The organism is Enterococcus sp. 7E2_DIV0204 (assembly GCF_002140855.1).
Classification (GTDB): Bacteria; Bacillota; Bacilli; order Lactobacillales; family Enterococcaceae; genus Enterococcus_L; species Enterococcus_L lemimoniae.
The window spans coordinates 2,842,972-2,858,489 of the sequence record NZ_NGKY01000001.1; the positions used below are offsets into that span (position 1 = coordinate 2,842,972).

Annotated in this window: 17 protein-coding genes, 1 riboswitch and 1 other annotated feature; of the genes, 14 read left to right on the forward strand and 3 right to left on the reverse strand. The window is 37.7% G+C overall.

Translation table 11 applies throughout. From position 1 onward, the window contains the following. Positions 1 to 3: 3 nt before the first annotated feature. From rimI to argS, 3 genes are all read left to right on the forward strand, one after another. Positions 4 to 468, forward strand: coding sequence for a ribosomal protein S18-alanine N-acetyltransferase (gene rimI, locus A5819_RS13200; RefSeq protein WP_086279223.1), 465 nt, complete (start codon positions 4 to 6; stop codon positions 466 to 468). Further along, complete coding sequence (gene tsaD / locus A5819_RS13205) at positions 465 to 1,499, forward strand: tRNA (adenosine(37)-N6)-threonylcarbamoyltransferase complex transferase subunit TsaD (protein ID WP_086279224.1); 1,035 nt, start codon at positions 465 to 467, stop codon at positions 1,497 to 1,499. Before rimI ends, tsaD begins: the two co-directional genes overlap by 4 nt. A 66-nt stretch (positions 1,500 to 1,565) precedes the next feature. Next, positions 1,566 to 1,770 (forward strand) — a binding site (T-box leader). Between the two features lie 414 nt (positions 1,771 to 2,184). Continuing rightward, positions 2,185 to 3,876, forward strand: a complete 1,692-nt coding sequence (gene argS / locus A5819_RS13210) for an arginine--tRNA ligase (protein ID WP_086279225.1) — start codon at positions 2,185 to 2,187, stop codon at positions 3,874 to 3,876. A 114-nt stretch (positions 3,877 to 3,990) separates the two neighbouring features. On the opposite strand, the gene A5819_RS13215 is transcribed toward argS, so the two are convergent. Continuing rightward, positions 3,991 to 4,944, reverse strand: coding sequence for a Gfo/Idh/MocA family protein (locus tag A5819_RS13215; protein ID WP_086279226.1), 954 nt, complete (start codon positions 4,942 to 4,944; stop codon positions 3,991 to 3,993). Between the two features lie 951 nt (positions 4,945 to 5,895). On the opposite strand from A5819_RS13215, the gene A5819_RS13220 reads away from it, so the two are divergent. The 9 genes from A5819_RS13220 to purB all read left to right on the forward strand — a co-directional run bounded on the left by A5819_RS13220 (position 5,896) and on the right by purB (position 13,336). Then, positions 5,896 to 6,417, forward strand: a complete 522-nt coding sequence (locus A5819_RS13220; RefSeq protein WP_086279227.1) for a hypothetical protein — start codon at positions 5,896 to 5,898, stop codon at positions 6,415 to 6,417. 20 nt (positions 6,418 to 6,437) lie between these two features. Next, on the forward strand, positions 6,438 to 6,638 hold the full coding sequence (locus tag A5819_RS13225) for a hypothetical protein (protein ID WP_086279228.1): 201 nt from the start codon (positions 6,438 to 6,440) through the stop codon (positions 6,636 to 6,638). A 93-nt stretch (positions 6,639 to 6,731) separates the two neighbouring features. Next, complete coding sequence (locus A5819_RS13230; RefSeq protein WP_086279229.1) at positions 6,732 to 7,355, forward strand: glycoside hydrolase family 73 protein; 624 nt, start codon at positions 6,732 to 6,734, stop codon at positions 7,353 to 7,355. A gap of 26 nt (positions 7,356 to 7,381) precedes the next feature. Continuing rightward, positions 7,382 to 8,065 (forward strand): hydrolase, encoded by a 684-nt coding sequence (locus A5819_RS13235; RefSeq protein WP_086279230.1) that lies wholly within the window; start codon positions 7,382 to 7,384, stop codon positions 8,063 to 8,065. 112 nt (positions 8,066 to 8,177) lie between these two features. Continuing rightward, positions 8,178 to 8,275: riboswitch (purine riboswitch) on the forward strand. Between the two features lie 84 nt (positions 8,276 to 8,359). After that, positions 8,360 to 8,941 (forward strand): xanthine phosphoribosyltransferase, encoded by a 582-nt coding sequence (locus A5819_RS13240; RefSeq protein ID WP_086279231.1) that lies wholly within the window; start codon positions 8,360 to 8,362, stop codon positions 8,939 to 8,941. A 2-nt stretch (positions 8,942 to 8,943) separates the two neighbouring features. Continuing rightward, entirely contained in the window at positions 8,944 to 10,260 is a 1,317-nt protein-coding gene (locus A5819_RS13245; protein ID WP_303393678.1) for a nucleobase:cation symporter-2 family protein, read from the forward strand. Between the two features lie 159 nt (positions 10,261 to 10,419). Continuing rightward, the gene (purE, locus tag A5819_RS13250; protein ID WP_086279232.1) at positions 10,420 to 10,908 is read left to right on the forward strand and encodes a 5-(carboxyamino)imidazole ribonucleotide mutase; all 489 of its coding nucleotides are present in this window, start codon (positions 10,420 to 10,422) and stop codon (positions 10,906 to 10,908) included. Next, the gene (gene purK / locus A5819_RS13255; RefSeq protein WP_176271426.1) at positions 10,892 to 12,022 is read left to right on the forward strand and encodes a 5-(carboxyamino)imidazole ribonucleotide synthase; all 1,131 of its coding nucleotides are present in this window, start codon (positions 10,892 to 10,894) and stop codon (positions 12,020 to 12,022) included. Before purE ends, purK begins: the two co-directional genes overlap by 17 nt. Before the next feature lie 18 nt (positions 12,023 to 12,040). Then, complete coding sequence (gene purB / locus A5819_RS13260) at positions 12,041 to 13,336, forward strand: adenylosuccinate lyase (protein WP_086279234.1); 1,296 nt, start codon at positions 12,041 to 12,043, stop codon at positions 13,334 to 13,336. Between the two features lie 54 nt (positions 13,337 to 13,390). Here the strand turns inward: purB and A5819_RS13265 are convergent, their stop codons facing one another. Then, entirely contained in the window at positions 13,391 to 13,798 is a 408-nt protein-coding gene (locus tag A5819_RS13265) for an inorganic pyrophosphatase (protein WP_339099743.1), read from the reverse strand. A gap of 46 nt (positions 13,799 to 13,844) precedes the next feature. Beyond that, complete coding sequence (locus A5819_RS13270; protein WP_086279235.1) at positions 13,845 to 14,231, reverse strand: hypothetical protein; 387 nt, start codon at positions 14,229 to 14,231, stop codon at positions 13,845 to 13,847. A gap of 314 nt (positions 14,232 to 14,545) precedes the next feature. Here A5819_RS13270 and purC point away from each other — a divergent pair, with 314 nt between their 5' ends. Both purC and purS read left to right on the forward strand, forming a co-directional pair. Then, positions 14,546 to 15,247 carry a phosphoribosylaminoimidazolesuccinocarboxamide synthase gene (purC, locus tag A5819_RS13275; protein ID WP_086279236.1) on the forward strand — a complete coding sequence of 234 codons (702 nt, stop codon included), beginning with the start codon at positions 14,546 to 14,548 and terminating at the stop codon, positions 15,245 to 15,247. A 22-nt stretch (positions 15,248 to 15,269) separates the two neighbouring features. Beyond that, entirely contained in the window at positions 15,270 to 15,518 is a 249-nt protein-coding gene (gene purS, locus A5819_RS13280; protein WP_086279237.1) for a phosphoribosylformylglycinamidine synthase subunit PurS, read from the forward strand.

A 15,518-nucleotide genomic window follows, 5' to 3' on the forward strand; every position in this document is an offset into this window, starting at 1 on the left:
ACGATGTACTATTCAAAAAAAACACTACCAACAGGAAAAATTGCTGAAAAAATTTGGTCAATTAGTGAGGCTGGGTACGAACATGGCTCGCCTTGGTCAATCGAACAATTTAGCCTAGATTTAGCGCAGCAAACAAGTGATTATTTGGTGTTGAGTGAAGCAGGGCAGTGGATCGGTTTTATCAGTTATCAACTTGTTTTAGATGAAGTGGAGATCACACATGTTGTCATTCACAAAAATTTTCAGCACCTTGGGCATGGTGGTCGTTTGATTGCCCAGTTGATCCAACAATTGATCCAACAAGACGTTGCTCAAATTTTTTTGGAAGTGCGTGTATCGAATACAAATGCTCGACAACTATATGAAAAAAATGGATTCAAAATCATTAATTGCCGCAAAAATTATTATACTCATCCTAAAGAGGATGGAATTGTTATGTGTTTAAACATTAAGGAAGTGAAACAATGACTTTTTTTTACAAAAAAAGAAAATTAATTTTAGCTATTGAGAGTAGTTGCGATGAAACAAGTGTAGCGGTCGTTGAAGACGGCAGAGAAATACTATCGAATATCGTCGCTTCACAAGTGAAAAGTCATCAACGTTTCGGCGGTGTGGTACCAGAAGTTGCTAGTCGACATCATGTTGAAGAAATTACGATGTGCATTGAAGAGGCCTTGATCGAGGCTGAGGTGGAACCAGATGACTTGAGTGGTGTAGGAGTCACTTATGGACCAGGCTTAGTAGGGGCTTTATTGATCGGAATCTCAGCCGCAAAGACATTTGCTTGGGCACATGATTTACCATTGATTCCAGTGAATCATATGGCTGGGCATATTTATGCGGCGAATTTCGTAGAACCACTACAATTCCCATTAATGGCTTTATTAGTCAGCGGTGGCCACACGGAATTAGTTTATATGAAAGAAACGGGTTCTTTTGACATTGTCGGTGAAACAAGAGACGACGCAGCTGGTGAGGCCTATGATAAAGTTGGCAGAGTTTTAGGACTATGTTATCCTAGCGGAAAAGAAATCGACGAGTTGGCCCATCAGGGTCAAGATACGTATCATTTTCCTCGTGCGATGATCAAAGAAGATAATTATGATTTTAGCTTCAGCGGGTTGAAAAGTTCCTTTATCAACACAGTTCATAATGCGGAGCAACGAGAGGAACAATTGAGCACAAAAGATTTAGCTGCAAGTTTTCAGGCAAGTGTGATTGATGTTTTAACAGAAAAGACAATTCGGGCTTGTAAGGAATATCCAATCAAACAATTAGTAATGGCAGGCGGCGTTGCTGCAAATCAAGGGCTTCGTGAGCGTTTGACCAAAGAAGTGACAAAAGAACTCCCAGGTGTGACCTTCATTGTTCCACCACTTAGATTATGCGGAGATAATGCTGCAATGATCGGGGCCGCAGCATTTGTTGAAGCAGAAAAAGGACATTTAGCAGATTATCATCTAAATGCAGACCCTAGTTTAACGTTTATGACGATTTAAATCTAAAAATCAATAGACAAGACTAGGCATAAAGAAAAATATTTGCTATAATGAACCCAGTTTAATAATGATTCGTTGAAAAAGAGAGTACTTCATTACAAATTATCAAAGCGATTTCGGGATGGTGAAAGCCGAAAATAATCAAATGAAGGAAGCGCACTTTTGAGGATCTGCCTAGGCAGACGGCAATCTTCCGTTAATAGATTAAGTGGGTCCGTCTTAGAAAAGTTCGGACAATTAGAGTGGTACCGCGGGAAATCTCGTCTCTGGTGTTTTTTAACACTAGAGACTTTTTGTTGTGAATCACTACGACTGGCTCCGCCAGAGTAGATGATGAACAATACTTGGCGAACGAAGTGAGAGAAGTCACCGTACTAGTGAATCACAACGCTGCGCTTCGATCTCATCAATTTCTAAGAGCTAAAGCTCAAAGAATTGAAGGACTACGACTGGCTCCGCCAGAGTAGATGATGAACAATACTTGGCGAACGAAGTGAGAGAAGTTACTGTACTAGTGAATCACAACGCTGCGCTTCGATCTCATTGTTGTAAATCACGAAGAACAAAGTGATTCGATGATGCACAATACAAGGTGCGTGAAGTGAAAAAAGTCACCATCAAATTAGACAATAAAATAGACCATACAAAAAAACTTTATTAGCTTTTTAAAATTAGGAGGATATCTATGAATAACAAAGAAATCGTAGCAAAAGCCATTTATGATGTACTAAAAGAAGATCTATCTTTAGAAGCTGTTACACAATTATTGGAAAATCCTAAATCAGTTGATCATGGAGATGTTGCTTTTCCGGTTTTTTCACTGGCTAAAGTGTATCGCAAAGTCCCTCAACAAATTGCCGCCGATTTAGCAGAAAAAATTGCTAGAACAGACTTTGAAAAAATTGAAGTGGTAGGACCATATTTAAACTTTTTCATGAATAAAAAAATGGTCAGTCAAGCAGTCATCAGTCAAATTGCGAAAGATAAAGGGCATTATGGTGATAGCTCAATCGGTGAAAAAGGAAATGTCCCAATTGATATGTCCTCGCCTAATATCGCTAAACCAATTTCTATGGGACACTTACGTTCGACTGTGATTGGAAATTCTATTGCCTTTATTCTTGAAAAAATTGGTTATACACCAATCCGTATCAATCATTTAGGGGATTGGGGAACGCAATTCGGAAAATTAATTGTTGGCTACAAAAAATGGGGTTCAGAAGAAGCGGTTAAAACGGCACCCATCACTGAATTATTACGCTTATACGTACAATTCCATGAAGAAGCTGAAACACAACCAGAGTTAGAAGAGGAAGCTCGCACTTGGTTTAAAAAACTAGAAGAAGGCGACGAAGAAGCAACCGAATTATGGCAATGGTTCCGTACGGAATCACTAAAAGAATTCGATAAAATTTATTCAATGTTAGAAGTTTCTTTTGATTCATACAATGGAGAAGCTTTCTATAATGATAAGATGGATGAAATTGTCACAATGCTAGAAGAAAAACATTTATTACAAGAAAATCAAGGAGCGGAAATCGTTGATTTGTCTGCCTATGATTTAAATCCTGCTTTGATCAAAAAATCTGATGGGGCTACACTATATATCACACGTGATTTGGCAGCAGCTGTTTACCGTAAACGTAACTATGATTTTGCTAAATCGATTTATGTCGTTGGAAATGAACAAAGTAATCACTTCAAGCAATTAAAAGCTGTATTAAAAGAGCTTGGATTTGACTGGTCACAAGATATGCATCATATTCCATTCGGCTTGATCACACAAGGTGGTAAAAAACTATCGACTCGTAAAGGAAAAATTGTTTTATTGGAAGAAGTGCTAAACGAAGCAGTTGAACTTGCGAACAAACAAATTATGGAGAAAAATCCTGATTTGCCAAATCGTGAGGAAGTGGCTAGACAGGTTGGGATTGGTTCTGTTATTTTCCATGATCTAAAAAATGATCGTCTAAATAATTTTGACTTTGTTTTAGAAGAGGTTGTCCGCTTCGAAGGAGAAACGGGTCCTTATGTCCAATATACGCATGCTCGTGCTATGAGTATTCTTAGGAAAGCGGATTTCACGATCGATGAAACCAAAGCATATGCTTTAGATGATAAAGATAGTTGGGAAGTTGTTAAGTTGTTGCAAAAATTCCCAGATGTTGTGATGCAAGCAGCTGAAAAATATGAACCTTCAGTGATTGCCAAACATGCCATTCAAGTTGCTCAAGCGTTTAATAAATATTATGCTCATGTCAAAATTTTAACAGATGATGAACAAAAAGAATCACGCTTAGCATTAGTTTATGCTATGGCGACAATCATAAAAGAAGATTTACGTTTACTTGGCCTGCATGCGCCAAATGAAATGTAATAAGAAAAAGACAAAGACAAACTTTCACGGGAAAGTGTCTCGATCAATTGGAAAATAAAAAAGAATGCCCTTTAACTTTCATCATTTAATATGAGGAAGCTAAAGGGCGTTTATTTATTTATTCCAAGCTTGTTGCATTTGATCAAGTAGATCGATTACATCTTTTGTTAGAAAGAGTGAACGATTCGATTGTTCTCCATCAATCATTTTGATCATATTTGTGATTTCGTAGTTTAAAGCCTGGTTGCTGTCACCGGATATGATTGTTTCCACTGTACCGTCATTAAAAAAGATTTTGGCCTCGTCTGCTCGTGGATACTCATTTATCACAATGTAAGCCTCTTCGAAAGCGACAATTCCTTGCTTGGGCATTTTAGCTTGGAAACTTAATGAGACTGTAGCCATTTCCTGTGCTTCATTTTGAAGAATCGTTGCTGATTGTTCATCTACGCCGGTTGAGAATGGCTGCATAATAGATGAAACTACTGTGGGTTGAGCAGTAAAGAACCAACGAGCAAAAGAAACGGCATACGTACCAATATCCAAAAGCGCACCGCCAGCTAAATCAGGGTTAAAGAACCGGTTTGTTGGATCAGGCTCTTTATAGCTGCCAAAGGGAGCTTGGATCATTTTTAATTTACCAAAGCGCTTAGAATCAATTTGGCTTCTTAGCTCTTGATATAAAGGCATGTTGAAAATAGTCATGGCTTCAGCTAAAATCAACCCATTTTCTTCAGCTAATTTCATCGCCTCTGCTAACTCCGCACTATTCATCGTGATTGCCTTTTCGCAAAGAACATGTTTGCCTGCAGACAATGCTTTTAAAATATGATCGATATGCTGCCGATTAGGAACAGCGATATAGACGATATCGATCGATCTATCAGCTAATAATTCTTCAAATGAGCCATAAGCTGTAGGAATATTGTGTTCTTTAGCAAATGTTTCAGCCTTTGCCAATGTTCTAGAAGCAACTGCCGCTATCTTGCTATTTTCCTGTTGAAAATGATCAACAAAACTCGTTGCGATTTCTCCAAGGCCAATAATGCCCCAATTGTAAAAGTTCATAAATATCCTCCTTAATATAAAAGCGTAGTGGCCTCATTTAGCTCTGACAGGAAAATAGGGAAATATGAGGGTGGCGCCTTTTGCCACAATCATATTTTATCTTTTTCCCGAAGAGCTAGGCCACGCAGCTAGATAACAATAAAAGCGTAGTGGCCTCATTTAGCTCTAACAGGAAAATAGGGAAATATGAGGGTGACGCTTTTTGCCACAATCATATTTTATCTTTTTCCCGAAGACCTTCAATCCTTAGAGCTTTAGCTCTTAGGAATTGTTGAGATCGGAGCAGAGCGTAGTGCTAGCCACGCAGCTAGATAAAAATAAAAGCGTAGTGGGCTCATTTAGCTCTGACAGGAAAATATGAGCGTGGCGTTTTTGGCCACAATCAGACTTTATCTTTTTCCCGAAGACCTTCAATCCTTAGAGCTTTAGCTCTTAGGAATTGTTGAGATCGGAGCAGAGCGTAGTGCTAGCCACACAGCTAGATAACAATAAAAGCAGAAAGAACTTGTTCAGCTTCGACAAGAAAATAGGAAAAAATGACTGAGGTGCTTTTTGCTTCATTCAGATTTTATCTTTTTCTCGAGGAGCTAGCTCTTGAAACTAGATAACACATGGTAACAACGTTTCGCTTCACCTTGTACTTTTCAACATCTTAATAACTGATGGAAGCAACGTTCCTTTCAGTCACCTTGTACCATTCAACCTCAACTCATTTCTTCGTTGTGTTTCTTGGCATGTTTCAAAACAAAAGCATAGACTTTCTAATCGACTACATACAAATCCATTATACCTTAGAAGGTCAAAATGATGGTAGATTTTGGACAGAAGCCTGTTATTGTCTTATTATTTAGATGAAACGACTGAATGTTTCTTAAAAATACAGAAATAAGTGATTCAAAGAGATGCATTTTTTTGATATTTTCAGTAAAATAGGAGAAGGAGGCGAAAGTCATGCACCAAATGTATATTGATATTCTTATCGATGCAATTATAGAACAGTTTGAAACAGAAGAAAACTTTTATACGGACTATCTCCAAACCTCAAAAGAAAATTGGGATAATTGGAAAAAAGGTCGCATCAATTTGACCAGTGAAGAAATGCAAAAAGTAAAAAACTTATTTTCTGATTATGAATGGATGTTGACACAAAAAATATTACGTCAGACAATCTTATGTCCAGAAAAGAGAAATATCGCTGTTTCAGAATACAAACGCTTGAAAACGTTGATCGCCAAAAAATGGTTGCAATCAGGGGCAGGTATGGCTGAATTGATTCCATCAAAAACGAACCGTGAAGAAAAGAATCAGGCATTTATTGATTTGAAAGTAACAGTATCATACGGCGAATGGGGGTTTGACGATATTGTTACGTTTCGATTGCCTGCCACATTGCAAGGTCAATTAGAAGGATCAAAAGTCGAATTACTTGATTGGGTAAATGAAAACTTGATGGGTACTTACGTTGGTGAATAAGTAAGTAAGGGAGTTTTTTTGTGAAACAAATTTTAGGAATTTTATCCGTCATCATTGTGTTAGGTGCTGTTATCTTTGTGTTTTTTGGTCATGCAACACCAAAAGAAAAACCGCAAAATAGTAGTGAAGCGCCGACTGAATCGAGTGTATTAGCATCGACAACTACATCTGAAATACCAACGAAAGCATCGACAACTACGACTACAACAGCTGTTGATTGATTGTCTGGAAAAAAACTGATATAATCAGTCAGCCATTGTCCTAATCCAATCAATATTAGTATAGGAACGAATACAAAACAAAGTAGGGAATGTATGAATAGTCAAAGGTATAAGAAGAAAAAAATAAGAAAAACGAATTTACCAGCGCTTTTTGCAGGTTTGTTGATCGTTGGAGTCGCGTTTATCTTTTCAATTAATGTATTGTCGGACAACTCACACATAGAAGAAGAGACTGCACAAAAGCAAGGACAAGTATCAAAAGAACAGTTTATCGACAGAATCAGTCCGCATGCGAAAGAATTGCAAGCTTCTTACGGCGTTTTGCCAAGTATTATCATTGGACAAGGGATTTTAGAGTCAAATTGGGGGCAAAGTACACTAGCTTCTAAGTATAATAATTTATTTGGGATCAAGGCTTATGGTGATCAGAAAAAGATTAATCTTGAGACGAGAGAGTATATCAATGAAGAGTGGATCGTGATTCAAGGTGATTTTAGAGTGTATGATACTTGGGAAGAATCAATGGATGATCATACGCGCTTATTTGTTAATGGTGTAACATGGAATCCCCGTTTATATGAACATGTTCTTTTAGCTAAGAACTATAAACAAGCGGCACAAGCATTGCAAGATGCTGGTTATGCAACGGATCCAACCTATGCAGATAAGGTGATTCATGTGATCGAAAGTTATGATCTAAATCAATATGATCATTAATCACGAAGTAAAAAGGAGTAGATTAAGTGGATGAAAAGTGGGTACCAGAAATCGTAACGCCTCTAAAGCAAGATATTGTGCAAGTGCCAAAAGTCATTGCTAAAGCAAGCGGTATCCGAATTTTTGGAAAAAAAATCAAATCAATTATCTTTACAACAGATATTGCCATCATACGGAACACGGATGCGAATGCTGTGATTGCAGTATATCCATTTACCCCGCACCCTGCCATTACTAAAAGTATTATTGAGGCTGCAGATATTCCTGTTTTCTCAGGTGTTGGTGGTGGCTTGACTCAAGGACAACGTTCTGCGTACATGAGTTTATTTGCAGAAGCGCAAGGTTCGATTGGTGTAGTATTGAATGGCCCAACACCTGTTGAAACCGTTGAAATGGTTTGTGAAGTGGTTGACATTCCAGTGGTCAGTACAGTGACATCTATACATACACCAATTGACGAAAAAATTGAAGCTGGCGTAACGATGATCAATATCAGTGCTGGTAAAGATACAGCTAAGACTGTGAAATTTTTCCGTAATAAATATCCAGAATTACCGATCATTGCTACAGGCGGTCCAACTGATGAGTCTATCACTGAGACAATCGAAGCTGGGGCAAATGCTATTACGTATACGCCGCCAAGTAATGGCGAACTGTTTAGTCATAAGATGGATAAATATAGAAATTTAGAGAAAAAGAATGATAATTAAAACGAGTATTGATAAAAAGTAGTATCGTAATGATACAGATTCTGATAAGGCTCTGTAAAATTTCAATGAAAATATCTTATTTTTCATTGAAATTTTCAGAGTTTTGTACTATTGTATACTAATACAAAAAGCTTATATATGGTCATGATATGGATGGCTGTCTCTACCCAACACCGTAAAAGTTGGTCTATAAGTGAAAAAGAGTCTCAGACCCTTTTTTGCTTATGCAGAAAAGGTCTTTTTGTGCTTATAAGAAATGTTGCATAGAAAAAATTGGTGAAGGAGTCGGATGAAATGGAAGAATTAGTACAACGAATTAAAGAAGATGGGCGAGTTTTAGGGGAAGGCGTCTTAAAAGTAGATAGTTTTGTTACCCACCAAGTAGATCCTGATTTAATGGAAGCGATCGGTTACCGTTTTGCTGAAGTATTTGCACAGGCAGGGATTACAAAAGTTGTTACAATCGAAGCATCAGGGATTGCTCCAGCTCTTTTTGCAGCTAAAAAATTAGCAGTACCAATGATTTTTGCCCGCAAAGCAAAAAGTTTAACCATGGATGAAGAATTGTTGACGTCTTCTGTTTATTCGTTTACTAAACAAGTAACAAGTCAAATTTCTATTTCAAGAAAATTTCTATCAAGTGATGATAAAGTGTTGATCATTGATGATTTTTTAGCTAACGGTCAAGCGGCAAAAGGTTTGGTGGAACTGTGCCAACAAGCGGGTGCTGAGGTTGATGGGATTGGTATCGTTATTGAAAAGTCTTTCCAAGACGGACGAGATTTATTAGAACAAATGGGCTTGCGCGTAGTGTCATTAGCTCGTATCGCATCATTGAAAAATGGAGAAGTCGAATTTCTTGAGGGGGATGCGTAAATTTGGAAAGTAACGGGAACCCAATAAAAGAACAAATCGTTCAAAATGAAACTGACAATGGTAAAGCGGCGATTTTAGGTTTGCAGCATCTGCTGGCGATGTACGCAGGCGCTGTGGCGGTACCTTTGCTGATTGGAACAGGTTTGAATTTTAACTCAGAACAAATGACGTACTTGATTTCGATTGATATTTTTATGTGTGGGATCGCTACATTGCTCCAACTGACTGTTAATAAATTTTTTGGGATTGGGTTGCCAGTAGTACTTGGCTGCGCAATACAAGCGGTAGCGCCGTTGATTATGATCGGTAGTGATAAAGGTGTGGGTGCAATTTATGGCTCAATCATCGCTTCTGGGATTTTTGTCGTTTTAGTATCGGGAATTTTCTCGAAAATCAAAAAGCTATTTCCACCATTAGTAACTGGAACGGTTATTACTGTAATTGGTTTAACGCTAATACCAGTGGCTGTTGAAAAAATGGGTGGTGGATCAGCTGCGGCTCCTGATTTTGGAAATACTACAAGTCTGTTACTAGCTTTTGTAACAATTGGGTTGATCATTGTTATTCAAGTATGGGGCAGAGGATTTATCAAGTCGATTGCAGTTTTAGTCGGATTAGTTGGTGGTACGCTTCTTGCTTCTGTTTTAGGGCAGGTTGATTTAGCGCCAGTAGGTCAAGCAACATGGTTTCATTTTCCACAACCATTTTATTTTGGAACCCCAACATTTGATGTTTCTTCAATCTTGTTGATGATCATTATTTCGATCGTTAGTATGGTTGAATCAACTGGCGTTTATTTTGCTCTGGGAGATATCACAGGTAAGCATATAGGAGAAGAAGAGCTGAAAAAAGGCTATCGAGCAGAAGGTTTAGCGGTTATTTTAGGAGGAATTTTTAACACATTTCCTTATACGGGTTTTTCTCAAAATGTTGGACTCGTTCAGCTTTCTGGTATTAAAACTCGCCGACCAATTTATTATTCTGCATTTTTCTTAATTGCTTTAGGACTGTTGCCAAAGGTTGGAGCAGTTGCTCAGATCATTCCAGAGTCAGTGTTAGGCGGCGGTATGCTCGTGATGTTTGGGATGGTTGCCGTTCAAGGGATGCGAATGTTATCCAAAGTTGACTATAATAATGATAAAAATTTATTGATCATTGCTATTTCAATTGGTTTTGGTCTTGGTTTTAATATGATTCCTACCTTATTTCAACAAATGCCAGAAACGGTAAGGATGTTTACAGGAAATGGTATCGTAATGAGTAGTTTGACAGCAATCATTTTGAATTTATTATTCAATGGTTTAAAAACGGAGGAATAGATTGATACTTAAAAAACCGGACAATTTTCCGGTTTTTCTTTTTTTGATCGTAAAATACGAATATTATTATCAAAAAAATCTATAATATTCGATTTTACTTTGACACGTGAGATTTCCGTTGCTAAAATAAAAAGGAATAGAGAAAGAAAGGGGAATGTTATGTCTGTCATAGTTTCAGTAGTTATGGGAAGTACATCTGATTGGCCAACAATGAAACATGCCTGTGATTGTTTAGATGAGTTCGATATTCCTTATGAAAAAAAAGTGGTCTCAGCACATCGGACACCTGATTATATGTTTGAATTCGCTGAGCAAGCACGTAATCGTGGTATTAAAGTTATTATTGCTGGAGCAGGAGGAGCAGCTCATTTGCCCGGCATGATCGCAGCAAAAACAACATTGCCTGTGATCGGTGTCCCAGTTCAGTCAAAAGCACTCAACGGAATGGATTCGTTACTTTCCATTGTACAAATGCCTGGTGGTGTCCCGGTAGCAACTACTGCGATAGGAAAAGCAGGTGCTATCAATAGCGGACTGCTTGCAGTTCGGATGCTTTCCCTGTATGATATAGAGTTAGCGGGGAAATTAGAAGACAAACGTAAATTTCTCGAAGAGACTGTGATGGAAAGTAGTGATGAACTTGAATAAACCTTTATTACCGGGACAAATGATCGGTATTATTGGTGGCGGACAATTAGGCAGAATGATGGCTCTAAGTGCACGAGAAATGGGTTTCCGTGTAGGTGTGTTAGATCCAACTGTTGATTGCCCTGCTGCTCAAGTCGCTGATTGGCATTTATTAGCTGATTACGATGATATAGAAGCGTTAGAGGAATTGGCAAAACGTGCCCAGGTCTTAACCTATGAGTTTGAGAACGTAGATGTTGGAGCATTGATGCATGTTCAAGATTTAGTAAGCATTCCTCAAGGAACAGACCTTTTAGCGATCACACAAGATCGCTTGTTGGAAAAATCTTTCTTAGAAGCAAATAATATTGTGATTGCGCCGTTTGCTACGATTGTTAGTCCGACAGATATCCAAGATGCAATTGATGGAATCGGATATCCTTGTGTCTTGAAGACGACTCGTGGCGGATATGATGGTAAAGGTCAATTTGTTCTATACAGCACGTCAGATTTAGCTCCTTCGATGAATGTTCTTAGAGAAGGCACCTGTGTGTTAGAGGCTTGGATTCCATATGAAAAAGAAATATCAGTTTTAGTAAGTGGGAACGGTCAAGGAAATATCACTGTTTTCCCAGTTGTAGAAAATATTCATCGACATAATATTTTACATGAAACGATTGCTCCTGCGCGAGTTAATGAAGATGTCGTTGAAGAGGCTCAGAGAATTGCTCGTGTGATTGCCGAAGCTGTTGATTTGGCCGGAACTTTAGCAGTTGAGATGTTTTTAACAAGTGATGGTGGTATTTATGTAAACGAGTTAGCACCAAGACCTCATAACTCTGGTCATTACTCGATCGAAGCTTGTTCATTGAGCCAATTTGATGCTCATATTCGCGGTATTTGCGGTTGGCCGTTGCCGGAAGTCGAGCTTTTATCAGAAGCTGTAATGGTCAATATTTTAGGAAATGAAATCTATGAAACAATGGACGTGATTTCTGAAAAACCCGATTGGCATTTTCACTATTACGGTAAAGCAGAAGCGAAAAAAGGTCGAAAAATGGGGCATATCACCATTTTGACAGAAGATGTTTTTGAGACTTTAGAAGATATTTATCAAACCAATATTTGGGATTAAAAAGGAGCAAACAAACGAATGATCGATCGTTATACACGACCTGAAATGGGTGCAATTTGGACAGATGAAAACCGCTACAATGCTTGGCTGGAAGTTGAAATCTTGGCCGACGAAGCATGGGCTGAATTAGGAGATATCCCGAAAGAAGATGTACAAAAAATTCGTGAGAATGCATCGTTTGATGTTGCGCGTATTTTAGAAATCGAAGCGGAAACAAGACATGACGTAGTTGCATTTACTCGTGCTGTTTCCGAAACATTAGGGGAAGAACGTAAATGGGTTCACTATGGTTTAACAAGTACCGATGTGGTGGACACGGCATATGGTTATTTACTAAAACAAGCAAACGATATTTTAAGAGCAGACTTAAAGAAATTTACTGCAATCGTTGGTGAAAAAGCAAAAGAGCATAAACAGACTGTTATGATGGGGCGGACTCATGGTGTACATGCTGAACCGACAACGTTTGGCTTGAAACTTGCCTTATGGTATTCAGAAATGAAACGAAATATTGAACGTTTTGAACATGCAGCTAAAGGTGTAGAAGCTGGTAAAATCAGTGGAGCAGTAGGGACATTTGCGAATATTTCACCTTTTGTGGAAGAATATGTTTGTGAACACTTAGGGCTTCGAGCGCAAGAAATTTCTACACAAGTTTTACCTCGTGATTTACATGCTGAGTATTTGTCATCGATGGCTCTAATTGCAACAAGCATTGAGAAATTTGCGACTGAAATTCGTGGTTTGCAAAAATCAGAGACGAGAGAAGTCGAAGAATTTTTTGCGAAAGGCCAAAAAGGTTCTTCAGCGATGCCGCATAAACGAAATCCGATCGGTTCTGAAAATATGACTGGTCTGGCTCGTGTTATTCGTGGTCATATGGTGACTGCTTATGAGAATGTCACTTTATGGCATGAACGTGATATTTCTCACTCATCGGCAGAGCGTATCATTATTCCAGATACAACGATTTTGCTGGATTATATGCTGAATCGATTTTCTAATATCGTGAAGAATCTAACCGTATTTCCTGAAAATATGAAACGAAATATGGATGCGACGTATGGCTTGATTTATAGCCAACGTGTTTTATTGAAGTTGATTGATCATGGCATGGCTCGCGAAGCAGCGTATGATTTAGTACAACCAAAAACGGCTTATGCTTGGGATCACCAAACGGCCTTTAGGCCATTACTAGAGGCAGATGATAAGATTACTGCGATTTTGTCTAAAGAAGAATTAGATGATGCTTTTGATTATAACTATCATTTGAAAAATGTTGATATTATTTTTGAACGGGTCGGCTTAGCGTAATAGTCAAAAATAGCAGCGAGCTCACATCTTTGTGACTTCGCTGCTATTTTTTAATCAAAGCATTTCTACATAGCTGTCAAAATATTGTTCGATAAAATAGGTTTGTTTAAGGATCTCTTTTTCGGTAATCGATGATTTCTCAGGAATTACGATCCATTTTGTTTCATTATCATCATTTCTATGGATAACTGCTGTTACAATTCCAGTAAAATACATCAGTTTCTCAGAAGGGATGTTCAAAATATAGGCATCCTGTTCTTCATCGTCGCCCCCAAATTCGCCAGCGATAAAGCCGTAGTTGACTAGATAGGTATTGCCAAATGAATCTTTATAACCAACTGGTCGATCAATCGTTACATTGACTTTTAATTTTTCCATAGCTTGTTCCTTTCTTTTGTTGATATGAGGTTGTTTCTGATCCCGACGCTTATCCGGATACGAAGAGCCTGGAACATAACTCAAAGAGTTATGTTCCAGGCTTATTTTTTAGTCTAAATGCAGTAGCATATTAAACCGTAATTTCTTGAAATGTTCGCATAGGCGCGGATACTGGAGATTTTAGTTTAGAAAGTAAACGCTCAATAAAAAGATAGTTATACTCTTGCGAATTGAAATAGACATGTATGCAGTATTTATTTTTGAAAAAATGCTGCTCATGTATTTGATGAATGATTAGTTCGTTATTGAAGCTATTCATATAACGGAACGTTCGTTTGCGTCTTTCTGAATGACGATGAGCCGCTCGTTTTAAATTTTTAAATGTGTAATAAGTACTATGTTGATTTAATTTGTGAACTACCTCCAATGCCAGTAAATCATTATACAATTTTGTTCTTTCTTCAGGTGCTAATCCTGTCAAAAAATCCTGCGCCAAACTGTCATAATCGCTAGTCATTCTTGTGTTCCCTCCTAAAAAATCATCACTTATAGTAAAAAAATAAAAGTGAATTTTCTGTCGCTATAGTTTCGATTAGCATACCACTTTTCTAGTTGCTTGTAAATGCTTACAAGCTTTTCTTAATATTTTAAATAGATAGATAGTTTAAAACACGAACGATAATTGTGTTTATTATCATAATCATTAATAAATCGTTGACGGCTTCTATGTGTCTTGTTAAACTGTAAACAAAGATATACACGAACTAAAATGATGCTTGTGATTATTAATGTACGGAAAGGGATGTGTCATGATCAGTGGGTGATAATACAATGTTGTACGAAGGAAAAGCTAAAAAACTATTTAAAACAGATGATTCTAGCGTGATAAGAGTAAAATATTTGGATCAAGCTACTGCTCTTAATGGTGCTCGAAAAGATAGTGTAGCTGGAAAAGGGAGTTTAAATAATCAGATAACAGCTTTTGTATTTGAAGAACTTAAACAAAAAGGAATTCAAAATCATTTTATTAGGCAAATATCAAAACACGAACAATTTATAGAGGCACTTGAGATGATACCCTTGGAAGTGGTGATTCGAAATGTTTCTGCAGGTAGCTTTGCTAAGCGCTTAGGAGTGACAGAGGGAGAGCCACTAGCTTTTCCAGTTTTGGAATTTTATTACAAGGATGACCAACTAGATGATCCAATCATTAACGATGATCATGTGAAGATTTTACAAATAGGAACTGAAAAAGAAATTCTCGCAATCAAACAAGAAGCGCATAAAATAAATCTTGCACTGATTGATTTGTTTGGAAAAATCGATATTCAGTTGATTGACTTCAAACTAGAATTTGGTAAACGAGCAGATGGTACAATTTTACTTGCCGATGAAATCACTCCTGATACTTGTCGTTTATGGGATAAAGAAACAAATGATCATTTAGATAAAGATGTTTACCGCAGGAATTTAGGCGAGCTTGTTCCAGTCTATCAAAAAGTTCTAGATCGTTTAGAAAAAGCATTTCACTAAAAATAAGGGAGAGTTCTGCTGTATGTATAATGTTAAAGTTTACGTTACCTATAAAGATTCTGTTTTAGATCCACAAGGTGAAGCTGTCAAAGGAGCAGTCCATCGTCTTGGCTTTGAAGAAATTTCTGAGATTCGGATCGGCAAATATTTTGAGATTAAGGTTCATCAAACAGCACAGCCAATCGAAACTGTAATTGAAGCAATCTGCGACAAACTACTTGCTAATGTAAATATGGAAACATATCGCTATGAAATCGTGGAGGAAGTATAA

Excerpts from the sequence above, each read along its gene's own strand:
- rimI (WP_086279223.1), top strand. The coding sequence starts at position 4 with ATGTACTATTCAAAAAAAACACTACCAACAGGAAAAATTGCTGAAAAA.
- tsaD (WP_086279224.1), top strand. The coding sequence starts at position 465 with ATGACTTTTTTTTACAAAAAAAGAAAATTAATTTTAGCTATTGAGAGT.
- argS (WP_086279225.1), top strand. The coding sequence starts at position 2,185 with ATGAATAACAAAGAAATCGTAGCAAAAGCCATTTATGATGTACTAAAA.
- A5819_RS13215 (WP_086279226.1), bottom strand. The coding sequence starts at position 4,944 with ATGAACTTTTACAATTGGGGCATTATTGGCCTTGGAGAAATCGCAACG.
- A5819_RS13220 (WP_086279227.1), top strand. The coding sequence starts at position 5,896 with ATGCACCAAATGTATATTGATATTCTTATCGATGCAATTATAGAACAG.
- A5819_RS13230 (WP_086279229.1), top strand. The coding sequence starts at position 6,732 with ATGAATAGTCAAAGGTATAAGAAGAAAAAAATAAGAAAAACGAATTTA.
- A5819_RS13240 (WP_086279231.1), top strand. The coding sequence starts at position 8,360 with ATGGAAGAATTAGTACAACGAATTAAAGAAGATGGGCGAGTTTTAGGG.
- purE (WP_086279232.1), top strand. The coding sequence starts at position 10,420 with ATGTCTGTCATAGTTTCAGTAGTTATGGGAAGTACATCTGATTGGCCA.
- purB (WP_086279234.1), top strand. The coding sequence starts at position 12,041 with ATGATCGATCGTTATACACGACCTGAAATGGGTGCAATTTGGACAGAT.
- A5819_RS13270 (WP_086279235.1), bottom strand. The coding sequence starts at position 14,231 with ATGACTAGCGATTATGACAGTTTGGCGCAGGATTTTTTGACAGGATTA.
- purC (WP_086279236.1), top strand. The coding sequence starts at position 14,546 with ATGTTGTACGAAGGAAAAGCTAAAAAACTATTTAAAACAGATGATTCT.
- purS (WP_086279237.1), top strand. The coding sequence starts at position 15,270 with ATGTATAATGTTAAAGTTTACGTTACCTATAAAGATTCTGTTTTAGAT.